This window comes from Pseudomonas xionganensis, from assembly GCF_009763245.1.
GTDB lineage: Bacteria > Pseudomonadota > Gammaproteobacteria > Pseudomonadales > Pseudomonadaceae > Aquipseudomonas > Aquipseudomonas xionganensis.
This window is the reverse complement of record NZ_WKJZ01000002.1, coordinates 247,105-271,081: the sequence shown is the minus strand read 5'-3', so window position 1 is coordinate 271,081 and position 23,977 is coordinate 247,105. Positions and strand designations below refer to the sequence as shown.

21 protein-coding genes are annotated in these 23,977 nt (G+C 61.1%); 19 read left to right on the top strand and 2 right to left on the bottom strand.

What is annotated here, in order from left to right; translation table 11 throughout:
* Positions 1–6 precede the first annotated feature (6 nt).
* From uppS to ispD, 19 genes are all read left to right on the top strand, one after another.
* On the top strand, positions 7–759 hold the full coding sequence (uppS, locus tag GJV18_RS13870) for a polyprenyl diphosphate synthase (RefSeq protein ID WP_160346584.1): 753 nt from the start codon (positions 7–9) through the stop codon (positions 757–759).
* Between the two features lie 8 nt (positions 760–767).
* Positions 768–1,583 carry a phosphatidate cytidylyltransferase gene (locus tag GJV18_RS13865; protein ID WP_160346582.1) on the top strand — a complete coding sequence of 272 codons (816 nt, stop codon included), beginning with the start codon at positions 768–770 and terminating at the stop codon, positions 1,581–1,583.
* Positions 1,580–2,770: a 1-deoxy-D-xylulose-5-phosphate reductoisomerase gene (ispC, locus tag GJV18_RS13860; protein WP_407692363.1), complete on the top strand. Its 1,191-nt coding sequence runs from the start codon at positions 1,580–1,582 to the stop codon at positions 2,768–2,770. Before GJV18_RS13865 ends, ispC begins: the two co-directional genes overlap by 4 nt.
* Positions 2,771–2,788: 18 nt before the next feature.
* Positions 2,789–4,141 (top strand): sigma E protease regulator RseP, encoded by a 1,353-nt coding sequence (gene rseP, locus GJV18_RS13855; RefSeq protein WP_160346579.1) that lies wholly within the window; start codon positions 2,789–2,791, stop codon positions 4,139–4,141.
* Positions 4,142–4,231: 90 nt separating this feature from the next.
* On the top strand, positions 4,232–6,580 hold the full coding sequence (gene bamA, locus GJV18_RS13850) for an outer membrane protein assembly factor BamA (protein WP_160346577.1): 2,349 nt from the start codon (positions 4,232–4,234) through the stop codon (positions 6,578–6,580).
* Positions 6,581–6,615: 35 nt separating this feature from the next.
* A complete protein-coding gene (locus GJV18_RS13845) occupies positions 6,616–7,119 on the top strand; it encodes an OmpH family outer membrane protein (protein ID WP_160346575.1) in 504 nt (167 codons plus the stop codon).
* Between the two features lie 2 nt (positions 7,120–7,121).
* Complete coding sequence (gene lpxD / locus GJV18_RS13840) at positions 7,122–8,180, top strand: UDP-3-O-(3-hydroxymyristoyl)glucosamine N-acyltransferase (protein ID WP_160346573.1); 1,059 nt, start codon at positions 7,122–7,124, stop codon at positions 8,178–8,180.
* A 47-nt stretch (positions 8,181–8,227) separates the two neighbouring features.
* Positions 8,228–8,668: a 3-hydroxyacyl-ACP dehydratase FabZ gene (fabZ, locus tag GJV18_RS13835; RefSeq protein WP_160346571.1), complete on the top strand. Its 441-nt coding sequence runs from the start codon at positions 8,228–8,230 to the stop codon at positions 8,666–8,668.
* Positions 8,665–9,441, top strand: a complete 777-nt coding sequence (lpxA, locus tag GJV18_RS13830; protein ID WP_160346570.1) for an acyl-ACP--UDP-N-acetylglucosamine O-acyltransferase — start codon at positions 8,665–8,667, stop codon at positions 9,439–9,441. The genes fabZ and lpxA overlap by 4 nt, the downstream gene beginning before the upstream one ends.
* A gap of 4 nt (positions 9,442–9,445) precedes the next feature.
* A complete protein-coding gene (gene lpxB / locus GJV18_RS13825; RefSeq protein ID WP_160346568.1) occupies positions 9,446–10,579 on the top strand; it encodes a lipid-A-disaccharide synthase in 1,134 nt (377 codons plus the stop codon).
* Positions 10,579–11,175, top strand: coding sequence for a ribonuclease HII (rnhB, locus tag GJV18_RS13820; protein ID WP_160346566.1), 597 nt, complete (start codon positions 10,579–10,581; stop codon positions 11,173–11,175). Before lpxB ends, rnhB begins: the two co-directional genes overlap by 1 nt.
* A 154-nt stretch (positions 11,176–11,329) precedes the next feature.
* Positions 11,330–14,857 (top strand): DNA polymerase III subunit alpha, encoded by a 3,528-nt coding sequence (dnaE, locus tag GJV18_RS13815; RefSeq protein WP_160346564.1) that lies wholly within the window; start codon positions 11,330–11,332, stop codon positions 14,855–14,857.
* Positions 14,858–15,019: 162 nt separating this feature from the next.
* Entirely contained in the window at positions 15,020–15,970 is a 951-nt protein-coding gene (gene accA / locus GJV18_RS13810; RefSeq protein WP_160346562.1) for an acetyl-CoA carboxylase carboxyl transferase subunit alpha, read from the top strand.
* Between the two features lie 60 nt (positions 15,971–16,030).
* Positions 16,031–17,353 carry a tRNA lysidine(34) synthetase TilS gene (gene tilS / locus GJV18_RS13805; protein WP_160346560.1) on the top strand — a complete coding sequence of 441 codons (1,323 nt, stop codon included), beginning with the start codon at positions 16,031–16,033 and terminating at the stop codon, positions 17,351–17,353.
* 176 nt (positions 17,354–17,529) lie between these two features.
* Positions 17,530–19,161: a CTP synthase gene (locus GJV18_RS13800; RefSeq protein WP_160346558.1), complete on the top strand. Its 1,632-nt coding sequence runs from the start codon at positions 17,530–17,532 to the stop codon at positions 19,159–19,161.
* 3 nt (positions 19,162–19,164) lie between these two features.
* Positions 19,165–20,010, top strand: coding sequence for a 3-deoxy-8-phosphooctulonate synthase (kdsA, locus tag GJV18_RS13795; protein ID WP_160346556.1), 846 nt, complete (start codon positions 19,165–19,167; stop codon positions 20,008–20,010).
* 123 nt (positions 20,011–20,133) lie between these two features.
* Positions 20,134–21,423 carry a phosphopyruvate hydratase gene (eno, locus tag GJV18_RS13790; RefSeq protein ID WP_160346554.1) on the top strand — a complete coding sequence of 430 codons (1,290 nt, stop codon included), beginning with the start codon at positions 20,134–20,136 and terminating at the stop codon, positions 21,421–21,423.
* 167 nt (positions 21,424–21,590) lie between these two features.
* Entirely contained in the window at positions 21,591–21,869 is a 279-nt protein-coding gene (ftsB, locus tag GJV18_RS13785) for a cell division protein FtsB (RefSeq protein WP_160346552.1), read from the top strand.
* 2 nt (positions 21,870–21,871) lie between these two features.
* The gene (ispD, locus tag GJV18_RS13780) at positions 21,872–22,579 is read left to right on the top strand and encodes a 2-C-methyl-D-erythritol 4-phosphate cytidylyltransferase (RefSeq protein ID WP_160346551.1); all 708 of its coding nucleotides are present in this window, start codon (positions 21,872–21,874) and stop codon (positions 22,577–22,579) included.
* Here the strand turns inward: ispD and GJV18_RS13775 are convergent.
* The gene (locus tag GJV18_RS13775) at positions 22,572–22,886 is read right to left on the bottom strand and encodes an HPF/RaiA family ribosome-associated protein (protein WP_160346549.1); all 315 of its coding nucleotides are present in this window, start codon (positions 22,884–22,886) and stop codon (positions 22,572–22,574) included. The genes ispD and GJV18_RS13775 overlap by 8 nt on opposite strands.
* Positions 22,887–22,979: 93 nt before the next feature.
* On the bottom strand, positions 22,980–23,867 hold the full coding sequence (locus tag GJV18_RS13770; RefSeq protein ID WP_160346547.1) for a LysR substrate-binding domain-containing protein: 888 nt from the start codon (positions 23,865–23,867) through the stop codon (positions 22,980–22,982).
* Between the last annotated feature and the right edge of the window lie 110 nt (positions 23,868–23,977).

The window sequence follows — 23,977 nt, the reverse complement described above, 5'->3', positions numbered from 1 at the left end:
ATCGTCATGGACAAGAGCAAAGACGCGGGTGCGGCTGTAGTGCCGCGCCATGTGGCGATCATCATGGACGGCAATAACCGCTGGGCCAAGAAGCGCCTGCTGCCGGGTGTGGCTGGGCACAAGGCCGGTGTCGATGCGGTGCGGGCGGTGATCGAGGTGTGCGCCGAGGCCGGGGTTGAGGTATTGACCCTGTTCGCCTTCTCCAGCGAGAACTGGCAGCGCCCGGCCGATGAGGTCAGTGCCCTGATGGAGCTGTTTCTTGGCGCTTTGCGCCGAGAGGCGAAAAAGCTCAACGACAACGATATCAGCCTGCGCATTATCGGTGATCGTTCGCGCTTTCACCCCGAGCTGCAGGCCGCCATGCGTGAAGCCGAGGCGCAGACCGCTGGTGACAAGCGCTTTATCCTGCAGGTGGCGGCCAACTATGGTGGCCAGTGGGATATCGCTCAAGCCGCGCAGCGTCTGGCGCGGGAAGTTCAAGGCGGTCATTTGCGTCCCGAAGATATTACCCCGGAGCTGTTGCAAGGCTGTCTGGTGACCGGTGATCTGCCGCTGCCGGATCTCTGTATCCGCACCGGCGGCGAGCATCGCATCAGCAATTTCCTGCTGTGGCAGCTGGCTTATACCGAGCTGTATTTCTCCGACCTGTACTGGCCGGATTTCAAACACGATGCCATGCGTAAAGCCTTGGCCAATTTCGCCAGTCGCCAGCGCCGCTTTGGGAAAACCAGCGAGCAGGTGGTGGCCGAGACCCGCTAGAGGCTCCGATGCTCAAGCAACGAATCATTACCGCACTGATCCTGCTGCCTTTTGCTCTGGGTGGTTTCTTTCTCCTTGAGGGCGGCTGGTTCGCACTGTTTATCGGTGCTGTGGTCAGTGTCGGGGCCTGGGAGTGGGCTCGCCTGATCGGTTTTACCGCCCAACCGCAGCGCCTGGCCTATGCGGCGCTGGTCGCAATGCTCTTGGTGCTGCTCTTCAATATACCGCAGCTGGCGCCCTGGATGCTGTTGCTGGGTGTGTGCTGGTGGGGGGTGGCCACGCTGCTGGTGCTGGGCTATCCAGGCAGTAGCCGGCATTGGGCGAAACTGCCGGTGCGCCTGTTGATTGGCTTGCTGATTTTGCTGCCGGCCTGGCAGGGGCTGGTGCTGTTCAAGCAGTGGCCCCAGGCCAATGGGCTGATTCTGGCGGTGATGGTGCTGGTATGGGGTGCCGATATCGGTGCCTATTTCGCTGGCAAGACCTTTGGCAAGCACAAGCTGGCGCCTCAGGTAAGTCCTGGTAAAAGCTGGGAAGGGGTGTTTGGTGGGCTGCTGGCTACATTGCTGATCTGCCTGGGGCTTGGCCTTTATCAAGGATGGTCGTTGGGCGCTTTGCTACTGGCCTTGTTGGGTACTGTGCTGGTGGTGTCGATCTCGGTGGTGGGGGATCTCACCGAAAGCATGTTCAAGCGCCAGGCCGGGATCAAGGACAGCAGCAACCTGCTGCCGGGCCATGGTGGTGTGCTGGATCGTATCGACAGCCTGACTGCCGCCATTCCGGTCTTTGCCGCGCTACTCTGGCTGGCAGGCTGGGCTGGCCTGTGAATTCCTCCGTGCAGCAGATTACCGTGCTTGGAGCCACCGGCTCCATTGGGCTTAGCACGCTGGATGTAATCGCGCGTCACCCCGAGCGCTATCAGGTGTTCGCGTTGTCGGGTTTCAGTCGCCTGGGCGAACTGGAAGCGCTGTGCATGCTCTATCGTCCGCGTTTTGCCGTGGTCGCCGATCATGTCGCGGCCGTCCAGCTGCAGAGCAATCTAGCGGCGGCCGGATTGTCTACGCAGGTACTGCATGGCAAGGCCGGGTTGTGTGAAGTGGCTGCTCATGCCGAGGTGGATGCGGTGATGGCGGCCATTGTCGGTGCGGCCGGGCTGGAACCAACCCTGGCGGCAGTGCAGGCCGGCAAGAAGGTCTTGCTGGCCAACAAGGAGGCGCTGGTGATGTCCGGTGCCCTGTTTATGCAGGCGGTCAAGTGCAGTGGTGCCGTGCTGTTGCCGATCGACAGCGAGCATAACGCCATCTTCCAATGCCTGCCGGGTGACTATGCTCGCGGCCTGTCTCGGGTCGGGGTGCGGCGCATCCTGCTGACTGCTTCCGGTGGGCCGTTCCGCGAGATGCCTTTGGCGCAGCTGCAGGGCGTCACGCCAGAGCAGGCCTGCGCTCATCCCAACTGGTCCATGGGGCGCAAGATATCCGTGGACTCTGCCAGCATGATGAACAAGGGGCTGGAGCTGATCGAGGCCTGCTGGTTGTTCGATGCGACGCCAGCCCAGGTCGAGGTGTTGGTGCATCCGCAGAGCGTGATCCATTCTCTGGTCGATTATGTCGATGGGTCGGTACTGGCTCAGCTGGGTAACCCGGATATGCGTACGCCCATCGCCCATGCCCTGGCCTGGCCCGAGCGGATTGACTCGGGGGTGGCGCCGCTGGATTTGTTTGCCATTGCCCGTCTGGATTTCCAGGCCCCCGACGAGCAGCGCTTTCCCTGTTTGCGTTTGGCCCGGCAGGCGGCGGAGCAGGGTGGGACCGCGCCGGCCATGCTCAATGCGGCCAATGAGGTGGCGGTCGCGGCCTTTCTTGAGCGGCGCATTGGTTTCGTGCAAATCCCGAGTATCATCGAAAGCGTATTGAGCGCCGAGGCGGTGTCTTCGGTCGAAGACCTGGATGGGGTGCTGGCGGCCGATGCCCGCGCCCGCGAGCTGGCCGAGCACTACCTGAATCGCTGTCGCTAGGCGATACGGAGAGTTGAGATGAGCATGCTGTATATGCTGCTGGGAACCCTGATTGCCCTTGGGGTGTTGGTGACCTTTCACGAGTTCGGACACTTCTGGGTGGCGCGCCGTTGCGGAGTCAAGGTGCTGCGTTTTTCTGTGGGTTTTGGCAGCCCGCTGCTGCGCTGGCACGACCGGCAAGGCACCGAATTTGTGATTGCCGCCATTCCCCTAGGCGGCTACGTGAAAATGCTCGATGAGCGCGAAGGTGATGTCGCGCCTGAGTTGCTGGGGCAGTCCTTCAATCGCAAGACGGTCAGGCAGCGCATTGCCATCGTGGCTGCGGGTCCTTTGGCCAACTTTCTGCTTGCCCTGTTGTTTTTCTGGGCCGTGGCCATGCTCGGCAGCCAGCAAGTGCGGCCGGTCATTGGTGCGGTGCAGGTTGGTAGCCTGGCTGAGCAGGCCGGATTGCGCGAAGGCCAGGAAATCGTCGCGGTCAATGGCCAGGCCACGCCAGGCTGGTCGGCGGTCAACCTGCAGCTGATTCGGCGCCTGGGTGAAAATGGTGTCCTGCACATCGCTGTGCGTGAGCCGGGCTCCAGTGTCGACAGTCCCCGCCAGGTGATGCTGGATAACTGGCTGCGCGGTGCAGATGAGCCGGATCCGATCTCCTCTTTAGGTATTCGCCCCTGGCGGCCTGCTCTTGCTCCGGTGCTGGCCCATCTTGATCCCAAGGGGCCAGCCGCCGCCGCAGGCTTGTTGGTTGGTGATCGCCTGTTGGCGCTCAATGGTCAGCCGTTGGATGAGTGGCAGCAGTTTGTCGATAAGCTGCGAGAGTTGCCAGGGCAGTCGGTTGATCTGCTGCTGGAGCGTCAGGGTGAGCGACTGGAGAAGACCCTGGTGCTTGGTGTGCGCGGGGAAGGGGAGGCGCGCGTAGGTTACCTGGGCTCGGGTGTACAGGGCGTGGCCTGGCCGCAGGAGATGCTTCGCGAGGTGCGTTTCGGGCCTCTGGAGGCCATTGCCGAAGGCGCCCGGCGAACCTGGGATATGAGCCTGCTGACCCTGGATTCGCTAAAGAAAATGCTCTTCGGTGAGCTCTCGGTAAAAAACTTGAGCGGGCCGATAACCATTGCTAAAGTGGCGGGCGCTTCTGCTGAGTCGGGCTTGGGGGATTTTCTGACCTTTCTCGCTTATCTCAGCATAAGCCTGGGGGTTCTCAATCTGTTGCCCATACCGGTCCTTGATGGTGGGCATCTGCTTTTTTACCTGGTCGAGTGGGTGCGGGGTCGTCCACTGTCCGAACGGGTGCAAGGTTGGGGGATGCAGATTGGCATCAGTCTGGTTGTCGGGGTTATGTTGTTGGCCCTGGTAAATGACCTGAGCCGACTGTAGCCGCTGCTGAATTACGCTCTCAGTTTAAAAAAAGAAGTGTCGCCCCAAGCGGCAGATATTTTATTGTCAGTTGAAATAAGAAAGGACTTCATGAAACGTCTGCTGCTACCTGCGGTACTTTCCGCACTGATGATCGCCGAAGTTCACGCCGAGTCCTTCACCATCTCCGATATTCGCGTCAATGGCCTGCAGCGGGTTTCCGCTGGCAGCGTATTTGGCGTGTTGCCGTTGAATGTCGGTGCCGAGGCGGATGATCGTGCCCTGGTGGATGCAACCCGTGAATTGTTCAAGACCGGGTTCTTTCAGGATATCCAGCTGGGCCGTGATGGCGATGTTCTGGTGATTACCGTAGTCGAGCGGCCGTCGATTTCCAGTATCGAGATCGAGGGCAACAAGGCGATCAGCAGCGAGGATCTGCTCAAGGGCCTGAATCAGTCCGGCCTGGCCGAAGGCGAGATCTTCCAGCGCGCGACTCTGGAGGGGGTGCGTAACGAACTGCAGCGCCAGTATGTGGCCCAGGGTCGCTACTCTGCAGAGATCGAAGCCGAAGTGATTCCGCAGCCGCGTAACCGCGTGGCGCTGAAGATCAATATCAATGAAGGCTCGGTGGCGGCCATTCAGCATATCAACGTGGTCGGCAACACCGTATTCAGCGATGAAGACCTGATTGATCTGTTCGAACTGAAGACCACCAACTGGCTGTCCTTCTTCCGTAACGACGACAAATACGCCCGGGAAAAACTCTCCGGTGACCTGGAGCGACTGCGTTCCTATTACCTGGACCGCGGCTATATCAATATGGATATCAGCTCCACCCAGGTTTCCATCACGCCGGACAAGAAGCACGTCTATGTCACGGTCAACGTCGACGAGGGACAGAAGTACAACGTTCGCGAGGTCAAGCTCAGTGGTGACCTGAAGAACTTTGAAGACGACGTGCGTGCTCTGCTGCTGGTTCGCGAGGGGCAAGTGTTCTCGCGCAAGGTAATGACCACCACCAGCGAGTTGATTACCCGTCGCCTGGGCAACGAGGGCTATACCTTTGCCAACGTCAATGGCGTGCCCGAGCCCCATGATGATGGCACCGTATCCATCACCTTCTTTGTTGACCCGGGCAAGCGTGCCTACGTCAACCGTATCAATTTCCGTGGCAATACCAAGTCCGAGGACGAAGTGCTGCGCCGGGAAATGCGCCAGATGGAAGGTGGTTGGGCGTCCACCTATCTGATCGATCAGTCCAAGGTGCGTCTGGAACGCCTGGGCTACTTCAAGGAAGTCAACGTCGAAACCCCGCAGGTGCCGGGCACCGATGACCAGATCGACGTCAACTACAGCGTGGAAGAACAGGCCTCCGGCAACATCACCGCCAGCGTGGGTTTCGCCCAGAATGCCGGCCTGATTCTCGGCGGCTCCATCACCCAGAACAACTTCCTGGGGACTGGTAACAGGGTCAGCGTTGGTCTGAACCGCAGTGAATACCAGAGCAGCTACAACTTCGGCTTTGTTGACCCCTACTGGACACCGGATGGCGTCAGCCTTGGCTACAACGCCTTCTTCCGTGAAACCGATTACGACGAACTGAACACCAGCGTGTCCAGTTATGCAGTGGACAGCTATGGCGGTGGTGTGAGTATCGGTTATCCAATCAGTGATACCTCGCGCCTGACCTATGGGCTGTCGATTCAGAACGATAGCATCAGTACAGGCATCTACACCGTTGATGAAATCTTCGATTTCCTCGAAGCCGAGGGTGACAGCTATCTGAACCTCAAGGCTTCCATCGGCTGGTCTGAGTCGACTCTGAACCGGGGTGTTCTGGCCAACCGGGGTCATTCCCAGAGCCTGGTATTTGAAACCACTGTGCCGGGCAGTGACTTGTCGTTCTTCAAAATTGACTACCGTGGGCAGTTGTTCAAGCCGGTGAGCGACACCTATACCCTGCGCTTCCATACTCAGCTGGGCTTTGGTGAAAGCTACGGTTCCACCTCTGATATGCCGTTTTATGAGCATTACTATGCCGGTGGTTTCGGCTCGGTACGGGGGTTCAAGGACAATACCCTGGGGCCGCGCAGTACGCCGAGCAAGGGTACTAATCCCGGGACTGCCTTCGATCCGGATCAGGACCCGCTGCCCTTCGGTGGCAACGTTCTGGTGCAGGGCGGTGTAGAGCTGTTGTTCCCCATGCCTTTCGTCAAGGATCAGCGTTCCTTGCGTACGGCCCTGTTCTGGGATGTGGGTAATGTGTTCGACACCAATTGCGGCAAGTCCCAGAGCGACTGTAACAATATCGATCCGGGCCAGCTGGCCAGCTCGGTGGGGGTTGGTCTGACCTGGATTACCGCCCTGGGTCCGCTCAGTTTCAGCCTGGCCATGCCCATCCTCAAGCCGGATGATGCCGACACCCAGGTATTCCAGTTCTCCCTCGGTCAGACCTTTTAAGTGGCCGATTATCGAACATCAGCAGGAGTTGCACCGTGCGTAAGTTGACTCAAGTGGTTCTGTTAAGCGTTGCCATGCTGGCAACTCCGGCCTTCGCCGAAATGAAGGTAGCGGTGCTCAATTACCAGATGGCGCTGCTCGAATCCGATGCCGCCAAGCGTTATGCCGTGGATGCCGAGAAGAAGTTTGGCCCGCAGCTGAACAAGCTGAAGACCCTGGAAAGCGACGCCAAGCGCATTCAGGATCGTCTGGTGAAAGATGGCGAGAAGATGCAGACCGCCGAGCGCGAGCGCCTGGAGCTGGAATTCAAGCAGAAGGCCCGTGACTTCCAGTTCCAGTCCAAGGAGCTGAACGAAGCCAAAGCCGTCGCCGACCGTGAAATGCTCAAGACCCTCAAGCCGAATCTGGACAAGGCTGTCGAGGAAGTGATCAAGACCGGTAACTTTGACCTGGTGCTGGAGCGCGGGGCGGTGATTGATGTCAAACCTCAGTTCGACATTACCCGTCAGGTTATCGAGCGCATGAACAAGATGCGTTAAGCATGACTGCAATCCTCTACACGCTGGAGCAACTGGCCGAACAGTTGGGGGCACAGTTGCAGGGTGATGGCCAGGCGGTGATTATCGGCCTGGCCACGCTGCAGGAAGCCGGTCCTGCTCAGCTGAGTTTTCTGGCCAATGCGCAGTACCGCAAATACCTCGCCGGCTGTAAGGCCGGCGCGGTTTTATTGACAGCCGCCGATGCGGCGGGTTTTCAGGGCAATGCCTTGATCGTGGCCAATCCCTATCTGGCCTATGCCCAGCTGTCCCATCTGTTTGATCCCAAACCTAAGGCTTTGCCAGGTGTCCATCCGACGGCGGTCGTGGCGGCTGATGCCGTTGTTGATGCCTCGGCCAGTATCGGCGCCTATGCGGTGATCGAAAGCGCCGCGCAGATCGGTGCGGGGGTGCGCATCGGAGCTCACTGCGTGGTAGGTGCGCGCTCGGTAATCGGCGAAGGTGGCTGGCTGGCGCCGCGGGTTACCCTTTATCACGATGTGCGTATCGGCAAGCGGGTGGTGATTCAATCCGGTGCGGTGATTGGTGGCGAGGGGTTCGGTTTTGCCAACGAGAAGGGCGTCTGGCAGAAGATCGCCCAGATTGGCGGTGTGACCATCGGTGATGACGTCGAGATCGGCGCCAATACCACTGTCGACCGGGGGGCGCTGTCCGATACCCAGCTGGGTAACGGGGTCAAACTGGATAACCAGATCATGATCGCGCACAACGTACAGGTCGGTGACAACACCGCCATGGCCGGTTGTGCCGGTATCTCCGGCAGTACCAAGATTGGCAAGAACTGCATGATCGCCGGTGGCGTGGGCATGGTTGGGCATATCGAAGTGTGCGACAACGTGTTCGTAACCGGGATGACCATGGTGACTCGCTCCATTACCGAGCCTGGATCCTATTCTTCTGGTACGGCCATGCAGCCCGCTGCGGAGTGGCGCAAGAGTGCGGCGCGTATCCGTCAGCTGGATGACATGGCGCGGCGCCTGCAGCAGCTGGAAAAGCACCTGGCTGCCGTGACCCCGGGTGCAGATGCTTCATCTGATGCCTGAGCCGGCAATTGCTGGTGACTTCTTATTTCTGACGAGCTGCTCTGGATATGATGGACATTAACGAAATTCGCGAATACCTGCCCCACCGTTATCCCTTCCTGTTGGTGGATCGGGTGGCGGAGCTGGATCTCGAAGGCAAGAGCATTCGTGCCTACAAGAATGTCAGCATCAACGAGCCGTTCTTCAATGGGCACTTTCCCGAGCATCCGATTATGCCGGGCGTGCTGATTATTGAGGCCATGGCCCAGGCGGCCGGTATTCTGGGCTTCAAGATGATGGGCGTTAAGCCCAGTGATGGCACCCTGTACTACTTTGTAGGTTCGGACAAGCTACGCTTCCGTCAACCGGTGGTGCCGGGCGATCAGTTGATCCTCGAAGCCAAGTACTTGAGCGACAAGCGCAATATCTGGAAGTTCGAGTGCAAGGCCAGTGTCGCTGGCAAGGAAGTCTGCTCGGCCGAAATCATTTGTGCGGAACGCAAACTATGAGTTTGATTGACCCTCGCGCCATCATTGACCCCAGTGCCAAGCTGGCTGACGACGTGGTCGTCGGTCCCTGGTCGATTGTCGGGGCTGATGTGGAAATAGGCGAGGGTACGGTGATCGGCCCCCATGTCATTCTCAAGGGGCCCACCAGGATCGGTCGGCACAACCGCATCTACCAGTTTTCCTCCATCGGTGAAGACACCCCGGACCTCAAGTACCAAGGCGAGCCTACTCGGCTGGTGATCGGCGACCATAACGTGATTCGCGAAGGGGTAACCATCCATCGCGGCACAGTGCAGGATCGTAGCGAAACCACGCTGGGCGACCACAACCTGATCATGGCCTATGCCCATATCGGTCACGACAGCGTGATCGGCAACCACTGCATTCTGGTCAATAACACAGCCTTGGCTGGACATGTATGGGTCGATGACTGGGCGATTCTGTCCGGCTACACCCTGGTGCATCAGTTCTGTCATATCGGTGCTCACAGCTTTTCCGGCATGGGCACGGCCATCGGCAAGGATGTACCGGCCTTTGTCACCGTGTTCGGTAATCCGGCCGAGGCGCGCAGCATGAACTTCGAGGGCATGCGTCGGCGTGGTTTCAGCGCCGAGGCCATCGCGGCTTTGCGCAAGGCCTACAAGGTCGTTTATCGCCAGGGGCTGACTGTCGAGCAGGCTCTCAATGAGTTGGTCGAGTCGGCGCTGCAGTTCCCGGAAGTAGCGCTGTTTCGTGACTCCATCCAGGCCTCAAAGCGCGGTATAACCCGATAATCCTATGACTCAAACATTGCGTGTGGCGCTGGTGGCAGGTGAAGCCTCTGGCGATATCCTTGGCGCGGGTTTGATGCAGGCGCTCAAAGCTCGTCATCCACAGATCGAATTTATTGGCGTGGGCGGCCCACTGATGCAGGCCGAAGGGCTCAAGTCCTATTTCCCCATGGAGCGCCTGGCGGTCATGGGGCTGGTAGAGGTATTGGGCCGCTTGCCCGAGCTTCTGGCCCGACGCCGTCGTCTGCGCAAGAGCCTGGTTGCGGCCAGGCCCGATGTGTTTATCGGCATCGATGCGCCGGATTTCAACCTGGGCCTGGAGCTCAAGCTGCGACGTGCCGGGATCAAGACTGTGCACTACGTCAGTCCCTCGGTCTGGGCCTGGCGGCAGAAGCGGGTGCTGAAAATCCGCGAAGCCTGCGACCTGATGCTGACCCTGTTCCCTTTCGAGGCGCAGTTCTATGACGCCCATCAGGTGCCGGTTCGCTTCGTGGGTCACCCCTTGGCCGATACCATCCCCTTGCAGGCCGATCGCGCCGCAGCCCGAGTAGGGCTTGACCTTCCTCTGGATGAGCCTGTGGTGGCCTTGCTGCCGGGCAGTCGTGGTGGCGAAGTAGGGCGCCTGGGCGAGTTGTTCCTGGATGCGGCGGTACGTCTACGCACCTTGCGCCCCGGCATCCGTTTCGTCCTGCCTTGTGCCAGTCCCGAAAGGCGGGTTCAGCTGGAGCAGATGCTGATGGACCGTGACCTGCCGCTGACCCTGCTGGATGGTCGCTCTCATGAGGCCCTGGCGGCCTGTGACGCCGTGCTGATCGCATCCGGCACTGCGACGCTGGAGGCGCTGCTGTACAAGCGGCCCATGGTGGTGGCCTACAAGGTGGCGCCGCTGACCTACCGGATTCTCAAGCGCCTGGTGACCAGCGCCTATATTTCCCTGCCCAATTTACTAGCCGAGCGCCTGCTGGTGCCTGAGCTGATCCAGGATGCGGCGACGGCCGAGGCGCTTGCCCAGTCGCTGGCGCCCCTGATCGATGACGGCCAGGTGCAGACCGAAGGTTTCGACGTGATCCATCGGGCGCTGCGTCGCGACGCCTCGCAGCAGGCGGCCGAGGCCGTGCTGCAGCTGGTCGGGCCGCGCTGATGCAGTTGGGCATGGATTTCAGCCAGGTCGAGGAACTGGTGGCCGGGGTTGACGAAGTGGGACGTGGCCCGCTCTGCGGTGCGGTGGTAACCGCAGCGGTGATTCTCGATCCGGCGCGGCCCATTCTTGGTCTGAATGATTCGAAGAAACTGTCCGAGGCGCGGCGCGACAAGCTGTTCGACGAGATCCGCGAGAAGGCCCTGGCCTGGTGTATTGCCCGGGCCGAGGTGGAGGAGATCGATCAGCTGAATATCCTGCACGCCACCATGCTGGCCATGCAACGCGCGGTCGAGGGATTGAGCGTGACGCCCAAACTGGCGCTGATCGATGGCAACCGCTGCCCGAAACTGCAGGTGCCCAGCGCGCCGGTGGTCGGTGGCGACGCCAAGGTGCCGGCGATTGCCGCCGCCTCGATCCTGGCCAAGGTCAGCCGTGACCGTGAGATGCAGGCCCTGGAGCTGCAATACCCTGGCTATGGCATCGGCGGGCACAAAGGCTATCCCACGCCTGTGCATCTGGAGGCCCTGCGCCGTCTGGGGCCGACCCCGATTCATCGGCGTTCCTTTGGTCCGGTGCGCGCGCTGCTTGAGGAGTAGGGTGGATCACGCTTTATCGATCCACCGAGCTCAGGGTGGGTGTAGAGAGCGACATCCATCCTGCGCCGCGATCCCCTGATCCGTATGCTGTTGTTTGCATCCTGGCCCGGTACAATCCGGGCCTGATCGTTTCTGTGTTTTGTATAGGACTGCCATGACCGCCTCCTTCGTCCATCTGCGTCTGCACACCGAGTTCTCCCTGGTCGACGGGCTGGTGCGGGTCAAGCCCCTGATCAAGGCGGTGGCGGCAGCCGGCATGCCGGCGGTGGCGGTCACCGATATGAGCAATATGTGCTCCTTGGTGAAGTTCTATAAGGCCGCCATGGGCGGCGGTATCAAGCCGATCTGTGGCGCCGATATCTGGCTGGCCAGTGCCGAGGATGACGGCCCGCTGAGTCGCCTGACCCTGCTGGCGATGAATGCCAGGGGTTATCGCAATCTGACCGAACTGGTGTCGCGCGGCTGGAGCGAGGGGCAGAGCAATGATCTGGTGATCATCCAGCGCGACTGGGTCAAGCAGGCTGCCGAAGGCCTGATTGCCCTGTCCGGCGCTCGCGAGGGCGAGGTGGGGCAGGCCCTGTTGGCGGGTGAGGCGCAACTGGCCGAAGCACGCCTGCGCGAGTGGATGACGGTCTTCCCGGAGCGCTTCTACCTGGAGGTGCAGCGCACCAATCGGGTGGGCGACGAGGAATACCTGCACCTGGCGGTGGAGCTGGCCGATCGGCTGGAGGCCCCGCTGGTGGCCACCAACGATGTGCGCTTTCTCAAGCAGGATGATTTTGCCGCCCACGAAACCCGCGTGTGCATCGGTGAAGGCCGCAGCCTGGATGATCCGCGCCGACCGCGTACTTATTCCGACCAGCAGTACCTGAAAACCCCGGAAGAAATGGCCGAGCTGTTCAGCGACCTGCCCGAGGCCCTGGCCAACACCGTGGAGATCGCCAAGCGCTGCAATATCGAAGTGCAGCTGGGCAAATACTTCCTGCCCGATTTTCCGGTGCCGGATGGTATGACCATGGACGAGTACTTTCGCAAGGTCTCCTTCGATGGTCTGGAAGAGCGTCTGCAGGTGCTGCTGCCCAGGGATACGCCGGACTACGAGGCGAAGAAGCAGGTCTATATCGACCGGCTGAATTTCGAGCTGGATATCATCATCCAGATGGGCTTCCCCGGTTATTTCCTGATCGTGATGGACTTTATCCAGTGGGCCAAGAACAACGGTGTGCCGGTGGGCCCGGGCCGGGGCTCGGGTGCCGGTTCCCTGGTGGCCTATGTGCAGAAGATCACCGACCTCGACCCGCTGGCCTATGACCTGCTGTTCGAGCGCTTCCTCAATCCCGAGCGGGTGTCCATGCCCGACTTCGACGTCGACTTCTGCATGGATGGCCGTGACCGGGTGATCGACTATGTGGCTGAGAAGTACGGGCGCAATGCGGTGAGCCAGATCATCACCTTCGGCACCATGGCGGCCAAGGCGGTGGTGCGCGACGTGGCCCGGGCCCAGGGCAAGTCCTATGGTCTGGCTGACCGTTTGTCGAAGATGATTCCCTTCGAAGTCGGCATGACCCTGGAAAAGGCCTACGAGATGGAGGAACCGCTGCGCGACTTCCTCAAGGTCGACGAGGACGCCCGGGAAATCTGGGAAATGTCACTCAAGCTTGAAGGCATCTGCCGCGGCACCGGCAAGCACGCCGGTGGTGTGGTGATCGCACCGACCAAGCTCACCGACTTCTCGCCCATTGCCTGCGATGACGAGGGCGGCGGCCTGGTCACCCAGTTCGACAAGGACGACGTGGAGCAGGCCGGTCTGGTCAAGTTCGACTTCCTCGGCCTGCGTACCCTGACCATCATCAAGTGGGCCATGGAAACCATCCACCGCGAACAGCGGCGCAAGGGCGTGGCGGAGGCGGATCTGGTCAATATCGACTTTATCCCCCTGGACGACAAAGCCACCTACGCCATGCTGCAGAAGGCGGAAACCACCGCGGTGTTCCAGCTGGAATCGCGCGGCATGAAGGAGCTGATCAAGAAGCTCAAGCCCGACTGCCTGGAAGACATGATCGCCCTGGTGGCCCTGTTCCGCCCCGGTCCGCTGCAATCGGGCATGGTGGACGACTTTATCAACCGCAAGCACGGCCGTGAGCCGATTTCCTACCCGCACCCGGATTATCAGTACCCGGGTCTGGAACCGGTGCTCAAGCCCACCTACGGCATCATCCTGTACCAGGAGCAGGTGATGCAGATCGCCCAGGTCATGGGTGGCTACACCCTGGGTCAGGCGGACATGCTGCGCCGTGCCATGGGCAAGAAAAAGCCCGAGGAAATGGCCAAGCAGCGCGGCGGCTTTATCGAAGGCTGCGCCAACAACGGCATCGACGCCAACCTGGCGGGCAATATCTTCGACCTGGTGGAGAAGTTCGCCGGTTATGGCTTCAACAAGTCGCACTCGGCCGCTTATGGCCTGGTCTCCTACCAGACTGCCTGGCTCAAGGCCCATTACCCGGCGCCCTTTATGGCGGCGGTGCTGTCGGCGGATATGCACAACACCGACAAGGTGGTGACCCTGATCGAGGAGTGCCGCAGCATGAAGCTGCGCCTCGATGCGCCGGATGTGAATATCTCCGAGTTCAAGTTCACGGTGAACGACGAAGGCTGGATCGTCTACGGCCTGGGTGCGATCAAGGGGGTCGGCGAGGGGCCGGTGGAGGCCATCGTCGAGGCGCGTCAGGAAGGCCCGTTCAAGGACCTGTTCGACTTCTGCGCGCGGGTCGATCTCAAGCGCATCAACAAACGCACCCTGGAAGCGCTGATCCGCAGCGGTGCACTGGATCGCCTGGGGCCGCACTTCCATGAAGAACTCAAGGCCTACAAGGCCAATATCGACCGCAACCGTGCGGTGCTGCTGGCGGCCATGGAAGAAGCCGTACAGGCGGCCGAGCAGACCGCGCGCAGCGCCGAGAGCGGACATATGGACCTGTTCGGCGGGGTGTTCGCCGATGCCGAGGCGGACGTCTACCTCAATCACCTGCGTGCCCGCGAACTGACCCTCAAGGAGCGCCTCAAGGGCGAGAAGGACACCCTGGGTTTGTATCTGACTGGCCACCCCATCGATGAGTATGAAGGTGAAGTGCGGCGCTTTGCCCGCCAGCGCATCGTCGACCTCAAGGCCGCGCGCGGCGATCAGACCGTCGCCGGCCTGGTGGTCAACCTGCGGGTGATGAAGAACAAGAAAGGCGACAAGATGGGCTTTATCACCCTGGACGACCGCTCCGGGCGGATCGAGGCTTCGCTGTTCGCCGAAGCCTTCAATACGGCCCAGGCCCTGCTGCAGACTGATGCCCTGGTGGTGGTCGAAGGCGAGGTGAGTAACGATGACTTCTCCGGTGGCCTGCGCCTGCGCGCCAAGCGGGTAATGAGTCTGGAGGAGGCGCGTACCGGACTGGCCGACAGTCTGCGTCTGCAGGTGGCCGGCGAGGCGCTCAAGGGCGATCGGTTGCGCTGGCTGGCCGAACTGTGCAGCCGTCATCGCGGCGCCTGCCCCATTACCCTGGAATACAGCGGCAGCGATGCCAAGGCCCTGCTGCAGTTTGGCGAGCAGTGGCGTATCGAGCCGGCCGATGGCTTGATTCAGGCATTGCGTGACCAGTTCGGCCGCGACAACGTCTTTCTGCACTACCGCTGATTTGCGGGGTTCGCGCCCCGCATCGCAGTTGCGATGCCTTGATGGGCTGCACGGTTTTCCCTGCAGTCCGGTGTCGACCTGAATGCGCCTGCTGCTATAAGGTAGGGCGCGAAACGGATACAGCTCCCCGGCCACTTGGCCGTCGACGCAAGACGGATGACTATGAACCCGAATTTTCTCGATTTCGAACAGCCGATCGCCGACCTGCAAGCCAAGATCGAAGAGCTTCGCCTGGTCGGTAGTGACAACTCGCTGAATATCAGCGATGAAATCGCCCGCCTGCAGGACAAGAGCAGCACCCTGACCGAAAGTATCTTCGGCAACCTGACCAGCTGGCAGATCGCCCAGCTGGCGCGCCACCCGCGTCGCCCCTATACCCTGGATTACCTGCAGCACATCTTTACCGAGTTTGACGAGCTGCACGGTGATCGGCATTTCTCCGATGACCCGGCCATTGTTGGCGGCGTGGCGCGTCTGGACGGTGAGCCGGTGATGGTCATTGGTCACCAGAAGGGTCGCGAGGTACGCGAGAAGGTGCGCCGCAATTTCGGCATGCCGCGCCCCGAGGGTTATCGCAAGGCCTGTCGTCTGATGGAGATGGCCGAGCGCTTCAAGATGCCGATCCTGACCTTTATCGACACCCCGGGCGCCTACCCGGGCATCGACGCAGAAGAGCGTGGGCAGAGCGAGGCCATTGCCTGGAACCTGCGGGTGATGGCGCGGTTGAAAACTCCGATTATCGCCACCGTGATCGGTGAGGGTGGTTCCGGTGGCGCCCTGGCCATCGGTGTATGCGACCAGTTGAATATGCTGCAGTACTCCACCTACTCGGTGATCTCGCCGGAAGGCTGCGCCTCGATTCTGTGGAAGACCTCCGAGCGCGCCCCGGATGCCGCCGAGGCAATGGGCATCACCGCAGAGCGTCTGAAAGGTCTGGGGATTGTCGATCAGGTGATCAATGAGCCCCTGGGCGGCGCCCACAGCGATCCGGCAGCGGCAGCCGAGGCTATTCGTCAGGCCCTGCAGGCCCAGCTGAAAACCCTCAAGACCTTCGACACCGCCGAGCTGCTGGCGCGTCGTTATGAGCGTCTGATGAGCTATGGCATTGCCTGATTGCCGGGCCGCTGTACAGACAACGGGCCTTCGGGCCCGTTGTTGTTTTAAGCTTGGCCAATGAATTCTCTGCAGACTCGTCTAAGCGATGCCCTGCAGCCCTGGCGTGATGCCTCGGGCTGGTGTGTCGCTTTGTCCGGTGGTCTGGATTCCACGGTGCTATTGCATCTGCTGGCCAGTTGGGCGCGCCAGGAGCCTCTTCCGCCGCTGCGCGCCCTGCATATTCATCACGGTCTGCAGGCGATAGCCGATGCCTGGCCAGCACACTGTCAGGCTGTTTGTGCCGCCCTGGGTGTGCCGCTGCAGGTGCTCGCCGTGCAGGTGGACGCGGGCGCCAGTATCGAGCAAGCAGCCCGTCGAGCCCGTTACAGTGCTTTTGCCAATAACCTGACAACGGGTGAGCTGCTGTTGACCGGTCAGCACGCTGACGATCAGGCCGAGACCCTGCTGTTTCGTCTATTGCGTGGCGCCGGGGTGCAGGGTTTGGCCGCCATGCCGGCCGGTCGCGCCCTGGGTGACGGTCATCTATTGCGCCCGCTCTTGGGTTGCTCCAGGACCGAGCTGCAGGCCTATGCCCAGGCCCATGGCCTTGCCTGGGTGGAGGACCCGAGCAACGCTGATATTCATTTTGCTCGCAACTTTCTGCGTCAGCGCGTTATGCCGCTGCTGGCCGAGCGCTGGCCCCGGGCGCAGGCGAGTATGGCGCGTAGTGCCGAGCACCTGCGTGAGGCGACGCAATTGCTGGCCGAACTGGCCGAGCTGGATCTTGAGGCCGCTGTGATGGAGGCGCCTGAGTACGCTTGGTTGGGGGTGCCGAATCTGCCTTTGGGGCCGCTGGCGGCCTTGAGCGAGGCGCGTCAGCGCAATGTCTTGCGCTACTGGTTGCGGCCGTTGACCCGCATGCCCGATACGGAACACTGGGCTGGCTGGCAGGCGCTGCGAGATGCCGCAGTCGATGCGGCGCCTGTCTGGGTTGTGGGGCAAGGGCAGTTGCGGCGAGGTGATGCGCGTATCTGGTGGCTGGCCGGTGAGTGGCTGGTGGAGCCAGGGGTGCTGCCGATGACAGAGCCGGACGAGGATTGGTTGGAACTGCCGGCTAACGGCCGGGTGCGTATCGAGGGGCATTTACCTGCCGGGCAATGGCGTCTGACCTATCGTGTCGGCGGTGAGCAGATGCTGCTGCCGGGGCGTGGTCACCGTGATCTGAAACGCCTGCTCAATGAGCGGCGCGTGCCGGCTTTTGTGCGGACGCGCTTGCCCTTGTTATGGCGCGACGGGCAACTGCTGGCGCTGGCCAACCTGCCCGGCCTGGATGGGCCGACGGATGGCGCCTGGCGATTAATCTGGCAGCCGCCGAGCAGTGATCAAGGTTTGAGCTGCTAAGGCCTTTCCGGTAGACTACGCTCCCGTCTTACTACTGCTTTTGTCGACTCCCCAGGGAATCGGCACGGCTAGCCATTTGCCTATATAGAATAGAAAGGTAAGTGGCGGCCTGTTTGGCTTACCTTCGCTTTCCCCGGCGGCATTGGCCGCTTAAACGCAGACTTCTAGGGTTTTTCATGACGCGCTACATATTCGTCACGGGTGGTGTTGTTTCTTCATTGGGGAAAGGCATCGCCTCGGCTTCATTGGCGGCTATCCTGGAGGCGCGGGGCCTGAAGGTCACCATGCTCAAGCTGGATCCCTATATCAACGTCGATCCGGGTACCATGAGCCCGTTCCAGCACGGTGAGGTGTTCGTCACCCACGACGGCGCCGAGACCGACCTCGACCTGGGCCACTATGAGCGGTTTATCCGCACCACCATGACCCAGAACAACAATTTCACCACCGGTCGCGTCTATGAAGACGTGCTGCGCCGCGAGCGCCGGGGTGACTACCTGGGTGCGACCATTCAGGTCATTCCGCACATCACCGACGAGATCAAGCGTCGCATCATCAAGGGTGCCGGCGATGCCGACGTGGCTCTGGTGGAAATCGGCGGCACCGTGGGCGATATCGAGTCCCAGCCGTTCCTCGAAGCCATCCGCCAGCTGCGCGTGGAAGTGGGCGCCAAGCGCGCCATGCTGATGCACCTGACCCTGGTGCCTTATATCGCCACCGCCGGCGAAACCAAGACCAAGCCGACCCAGCACTCGGTCAAGGAACTGCGCTCCATCGGCCTGCAGCCGGACGTGCTGGTATGCCGCTCCGATCATCCGATCGATGTCTCCTCGCGGCGCAAGATCGCCCTGTTCACCAACGTCGAAGAGCGTGCGGTGATCAGCCTGGAAGACGTCGACACCATCTACAAGATCCCCGGCGTGCTGCATGCCCAAGGCCTGGATGACTATGTGGTGGAGCGCTTCGGTCTGGAGTGCGGCGGTGCCGACCTGTCCGAATGGGACCGCGTGGTGGATGCCAAGCTGCATCCGGAGAAGGAAGTCACCATCGCCATGGTCGGCAAGTACATGGAGCTGCTGGATGCCTATAAGTCGCTGATCGAGGCCATGAGCCACGCCGGTATCCAGAACCGTACCAAGGTCAACCTGCGCTATATCGATTCCGAAGATATCGAGAACAAGGGCACCAGCCTGCTCGAAGGTGTGGACGCCATCCTGGTGCCGGGTGGCTTCGGCTTGCGCGGCGTGGAAGGCAAGATCAAGACCGTGCAGTACGCCCGCGAGAACAAGATCCCTTACCTGGGCATCTGCCTGGGTATGCAGGTGGCCGTTATCGAATACGCCCGCAATGTGCTGGGCTGGAGCGATGCCAACTCCACCGAATTCGATGCCGCCAGCACTCATCCGGTGGTCGGCCTGATCACCGAGTGGCAGGACGCCACCGGTGAGGTGGAAAAGCGCAGCGATGCTTCCGATCTGGGCGGCACCATGCGCTTGGGCGCCCAGGACTGCCAGCTGCAGGCCGGTTCGCAAGTGCATGCCTGCTACGGCAAGGATGTAATCGTCGAGCGTCATCGTCATCGCTACGAAGTGAACAACAACCTGCTGCCGCAACTGATCGAGGCTGGCCTCAAGGTGACCGGTCGTTCTGGCGACGGTGCCCTGGTCGAAGTGGTGGAGAGCCCGGATCATCCCTGGTTCGTCGCCTGCCAGTTCCACCCGGAATTCACCTCTACGCCGCGCGATGGCCACCCGCTGTTCAGTGGCTTCGTCAACGCCGCCCTGGCCCAGCAAGCGAAGAAGGCTTAAGGCATGAGTCAGAAGATCATCAAGGTTGGCACTATCGAGATCGCCAACGACAAGCCCTTCGTGCTGTTCGGCGGCATCAACGTCATCGAGTCCCGCGACCTGGCCATGCGCGCTTGCGAGGAATATGTACGGGTCACCGAAAAACTCGGCATCCCCTATGTGTTCAAGGCCAGCTTCGACAAGGCCAACCGTTCCTCCATCACCTCCTTCCGTGGTCCCGGCCTGGAAGAGGGCATGAAGGTCTTCGAGGAAGTGAAGAAGACCTTCGGCGTGCCGGTGATCACCGACGTGCATGAGCCCCATCAGGCCCAGCCGGTGGCGGATGTGTGCGACATTATCCAGCTGCCGGCCTTCCTCTCACGGCAGACCGATCTGGTGGTGGCCATGGCCAAGACCGGCGCGGTGATCAATATCAAGAAAGCCCAGTTCCTTGCACCCCAGGAAATGAAGCACATCCTGACCAAGTGCATGGAAGCCGGTAATGATCAGCTGATCCTCTGCGAGCGCGGTTCCTCCTTCGGTTACAACAACCTGGTGGTGGATATGCTCGGCTTCGGCATCATGAAGCAGACCCACTTTCCGGTGTTCTTCGACGTGACCCACGCCCTGCAGATGCCCGGCGGTCGCGCCGATTCCGCCGGTGGCCGTCGCGCCCAGGTGACCGACCTGGCCAAGGCCGGCATGAGCCAGGGCCTGGCTGGTCTGTTCCTGGAAGCCCATCCGGATCCGGACAATGCCAAGTGCGACGGCCCCTGTGCCCTGCGCCTGGACAAGCTGGAGCCCTTCCTCACCCAGCTCAAGCAGCTGGATGATCTGATCAAGAGTTTTCCGCCGATTGAGACTGCCTGAACGGCAAATTCTCCGGTAAAGTGCGCGGCAGATATTTTTTGACCTTTGGGTCAGGTGTTGCCGCCTGCGACCGTTGATCCGGTCGGCATCCTTTTACAGCAATAATCTGGAGTGCTTAACGCGATGGCAAAGATCGTCGATATCAAGGGTCGTGAAGTTCTCGACTCCCGCGGCAATCCCACGGTGGAAGCCGATGTAATCCTCGAAGGCGGCATCATCGGCAGCGCCTGCGCGCCGTCCGGTGCTTCCACCGGTTCGCGTGAAGCGCTGGAACTGCGTGACGGTGACAAGAGCCGTTACCTGGGCAAGGGCGTGCTCAAGGCCGTGGCCAACATCAATGGCCCGATCCGCGACCTGCTGCTGGGCAAGGACGCAACCGACCAGAAGGTCCTGGACCGCGCCATGATCGAACTGGACGGCACCGAGAACAAGGCCAAGCTGGGCGCCAACGCCATCCTCGCCGTGTCCCTGGCTGCCGCCAAGGCCGCCGCCACCGCCAAGGGCGTGCCGCTGTACGCGCATATCGCCGACCTGAACGGCACCCCGGGTGTTTACTCCATGCCGGTACCGATGATGAACATCATCAACGGCGGCGAGCATGCCGACAACAACGTCGATATCCAGGAATTCATGGTGCAGCCGGTTGGCGCCAAGACCTTCTCCGATGCCCTGCGCATGGGTACCGAGATCTTCCATCACCTCAAGGCTGTACTGAAGGCCCGTGGCCTGAGCACCTCGGTCGGTGACGAAGGTGGTTTCGCACCGAACCTGGCCTCCAACGAAGATGCCCTGGCCGCCATCGCCGAGGCTGTGGCCAATGCCGGCTACAAGCTGGGCACTGACGTGACCCTGGCCCTGGACTGCGCCTCCAGCGAGTTCTACAAGGATGGTCAGTATGACCTGGCCGGCGAAGGCAAGGTGTTCAGCGCCGAAGGCTTTGCCGACTACCTGGCCGGCCTGACCCAGCGCTACCCGATCATCTCCATCGAAGACGGCATGGATGAGTCCGACTGGGCGGGCTGGAAAGTGCTGACCGACAAGATCGGCGCCAAGGTGCAACTGGTCGGCGACGACCTGTTTGTCACCAACACCAAGATCCTCAAGCGCGGCATCGACGAGTCCATCGGCAACTCGATCCTGATCAAGTTCAACCAGATCGGCTCGCTGACCGAAACCCTGGAAGCCATCCAGATGGCCAAGGCCGCCGGTTATACCGCGGTCATCTCGCACCGCAGCGGCGAAACCGAAGACAGCACCATCGCCGACCTGGCCGTAGGCACCGCCGCCGGCCAGATCAAGACCGGTTCGCTGTGCCGTTCGGATCGCGTGTCCAAGTACAACCAGCTGCTGCGCATCGAAGAGCAGTTGGCCGGCAAGGCTCCCTACAAGGGCCGCGCCGAGTTCCGCGGCTAAGCGCCGCGTGATAAAAAAGGGCGACGCAAGTCGCCCTTTTTTATAGTTTTCAGGGAATCGAAGCATGGATGCAGTAATCGATAATGTCCGTCCGCCCATCAGTCGGCTTCTTCTCAAGCATGTGCGCAGCCCCTACCATGCCGATGACTCAAGCCGCGAGCCGCCCCATGCGTAATTACCACTGGTTATTCGTCGTACTGATCCTGCTCCTGGCAGGGCTGCAGTATCGTCTGTGGGTGGGTGACGGCAGCTTGGCTCAGGCCAGCCATCTCAAGCAGCAGATTGCCGACCAGCGCGCCGAGAATGAACGGCTGCTTGAGCGCAACCGCATCCTCGAAGCGGAAGTGCTGGAACTCAAGCAGGGCATGGAAACCGTGGAAGAGCGTGCCCGCCAGGAACTGGGCATGGTCAAAGAGGGTGAAACCCTCTATCTGCTGACCGAATGAGCATGCAACAGCGCCTGCCATTCTGGGTGGTGATTCCGGCCGCCGGTATCGGCGCACGGATGCAGGCCGACCGCCCCAAGCAATACCTGGAGCTGGCCGGCAGGAGCATTCTCGAACACAGCCTGCAAGGCTTTCTGGATCATCCCGATCTGCTGGGCCTGGCCCTGTCTTTGGCTGAGCATGACCCCTACTGGCCGCAGCTGGAGTTGGCCAGTGACCCGCGTATCCAGCGCTGTGCCGGTGGGCGCGAGCGTGCCGACTCGGTACTTTCCGGCCTGCAGGCGCTGCAGCAACAGGGCGCGGCCGAGCAGGACTGGGTGCTGGTGCATGATGCGGCCCGGCCCAACCTGGCGCGCAGTGATCTGGACAAACTGCTTGGCGAGCTGGCAGACGACCCGGTGGGTGGCCTGCTGGCGGTGCCGGCGCGGGATACGCTGAAACAGATTGGCCGTGATGGACGGGTGGCAACCACCCTGGACCGCGCGCAGATCTGGCAGGCCTATACCCCGCAGATGTTCCGTCTCGGCCCGCTGCGCGAGGCGCTTGGTGCTGCGCTGGCCGCAGGTGTGCCGGTAACCGACGAGGCCTCGGCCATGGAATGGGCGGGCCACGCGCCCCGCTTGATCGAAGGGCGCGCGGATAACCTCAAGGTCACCCGGCCGGAAGATCTGAGGCTGCTGGCCGGGCTTTGGGATGCATCCCCTAGCTGATCCGATGCTTGCTGATATCCCTTTCCAGTACGGTACCCAGTTTGTCGAGGGCACCGTCGATCGCCTTTTCCAGATGGTCGGCATGGTGGGACACCGAGACCGGCTCACGTCCTTTTGGTCTGGCCTCGATCAGGCAGCGTTTGTCATGGCTGCCTGCCTTGTGGGCGTTCTCATCGCGTAGATGCACTTCGACCCGGGTCAGGTGATCGTCGAAACGCTTGATCTTGTCCGTTACACGCTTGCTGATGCTGCTCATAAAGTCTTGCGACGCGCCGATATGGTTGTCGCTGTTGACCAGTACTTGCATGGTATCGACCTCTCTGGGTGAGTGAGTCCTATTCAGAGGCGTTGCAGGCGGGGGCGGTTCCGCCTGAGCTGTGACATTCCATTGCACAAGCTTCTACTGGTATTCCGGACGCTGGGCCAGCCCCTGCTTGAGAACGTCCACCAGTTTTCGCACTTTCGGCGACAGATGCCGCTGTTGCGGGTACAGGGCCCACACTGCGGTATCAGGGGGCTGCTGATTGTCCAGCAGGGACACCAGGGCGCCGCTGCGCAGATGCTCCAGTACATAGTAGTCCGGCAGCTGACACAGCCCCAGGCCACGTAGCGCAGCCTCCAGCACCGCCTGGCCGCTGTTGCAGCGCCAGTTGCCCTGCACCCGCAGGCTGGCGTCGCGGCCGTCCAGCTGAAAGCTCCAGTGATCGGAACTGCCGATCAGGCAGTTATGCCGCGCCAGTTCCGACAATGAATGAGGGCGGCCATAACGCTGCAGATAGTCCGGTGCGGCGCACAGGTACATCTGCCTGGGTGCCAGGCGTGTGGCCACCAGGCGTGAGTCCTGCAGGCGGCCCAGACGAATGGCCAGGTCCAGCCCTTCATGGAGCAGATCCAGGGTGCGGTTGCTCAGTTCGATCTCCACCCGCAGTTGCGGGTGTCGGCACATAAAGTCGGTCACCAGGGGCACGATAAAGCGTTCGCCATAGGCCACCGCGCAGGTCATGCGCAGCAGCCCCTTGGGTTCGCTACCCAGGTCACTGACTGCGCGCAGGGCTTCCTCGCGGGCATCCTGCAGGCGCCGGCAATGCTGCAGAAAGGTTTGCCCAGCTTCGGTCAAGGCCACTCGCCGGGTACTGCGATAGAACAGGCGGCTTTGCAGGCGTTCCTCCAGGCGCGCCACCTGGCGGCTGACCTGAGAGGACGACAGTCCCAAGCGCTCAGCGGCAGCAGTGAACTGGCCACACTCGGCCACGGCAACGAACTCGTCCAGACCTTCCCAGCGGTTCATGCTGCTTCTCCTTGTTGGGTGCTGATCATTGTCCCTATATAGCAATAATGTTTTGTTTATTGCTGGATTATCTATCTTGAGCACTGATCTACACTCTGCGCCACCGTTGA

Coding starts and splice junctions, on each gene's coding strand:
- uppS (WP_160346584.1), top strand. CDS start 7: ATGGACAAGAGCAAAGACGCGGGTGCGGCTGTAGTGCCGCGCCATGTG.
- GJV18_RS13865 (WP_160346582.1), top strand. CDS start 768: ATGCTCAAGCAACGAATCATTACCGCACTGATCCTGCTGCCTTTTGCT.
- rseP (WP_160346579.1), top strand. CDS start 2,789: ATGAGCATGCTGTATATGCTGCTGGGAACCCTGATTGCCCTTGGGGTG.
- bamA (WP_160346577.1), top strand. CDS start 4,232: ATGAAACGTCTGCTGCTACCTGCGGTACTTTCCGCACTGATGATCGCC.
- lpxD (WP_160346573.1), top strand. CDS start 7,122: ATGACTGCAATCCTCTACACGCTGGAGCAACTGGCCGAACAGTTGGGG.
- fabZ (WP_160346571.1), top strand. CDS start 8,228: ATGATGGACATTAACGAAATTCGCGAATACCTGCCCCACCGTTATCCC.
- lpxA (WP_160346570.1), top strand. CDS start 8,665: ATGAGTTTGATTGACCCTCGCGCCATCATTGACCCCAGTGCCAAGCTG.
- lpxB (WP_160346568.1), top strand. CDS start 9,446: ATGACTCAAACATTGCGTGTGGCGCTGGTGGCAGGTGAAGCCTCTGGC.
- rnhB (WP_160346566.1), top strand. CDS start 10,579: ATGCAGTTGGGCATGGATTTCAGCCAGGTCGAGGAACTGGTGGCCGGG.
- dnaE (WP_160346564.1), top strand. CDS start 11,330: ATGACCGCCTCCTTCGTCCATCTGCGTCTGCACACCGAGTTCTCCCTG.
- accA (WP_160346562.1), top strand. CDS start 15,020: ATGAACCCGAATTTTCTCGATTTCGAACAGCCGATCGCCGACCTGCAA.
- tilS (WP_160346560.1), top strand. CDS start 16,031: ATGAATTCTCTGCAGACTCGTCTAAGCGATGCCCTGCAGCCCTGGCGT.
- GJV18_RS13800 (WP_160346558.1), top strand. CDS start 17,530: ATGACGCGCTACATATTCGTCACGGGTGGTGTTGTTTCTTCATTGGGG.
- kdsA (WP_160346556.1), top strand. CDS start 19,165: ATGAGTCAGAAGATCATCAAGGTTGGCACTATCGAGATCGCCAACGAC.
- eno (WP_160346554.1), top strand. CDS start 20,134: ATGGCAAAGATCGTCGATATCAAGGGTCGTGAAGTTCTCGACTCCCGC.
- ftsB (WP_160346552.1), top strand. CDS start 21,591: ATGCGTAATTACCACTGGTTATTCGTCGTACTGATCCTGCTCCTGGCA.
- ispD (WP_160346551.1), top strand. CDS start 21,872: ATGCAACAGCGCCTGCCATTCTGGGTGGTGATTCCGGCCGCCGGTATC.
- GJV18_RS13775 (WP_160346549.1), bottom strand. CDS start 22,886: ATGCAAGTACTGGTCAACAGCGACAACCATATCGGCGCGTCGCAAGAC.
- GJV18_RS13770 (WP_160346547.1), bottom strand. CDS start 23,867: ATGAACCGCTGGGAAGGTCTGGACGAGTTCGTTGCCGTGGCCGAGTGT.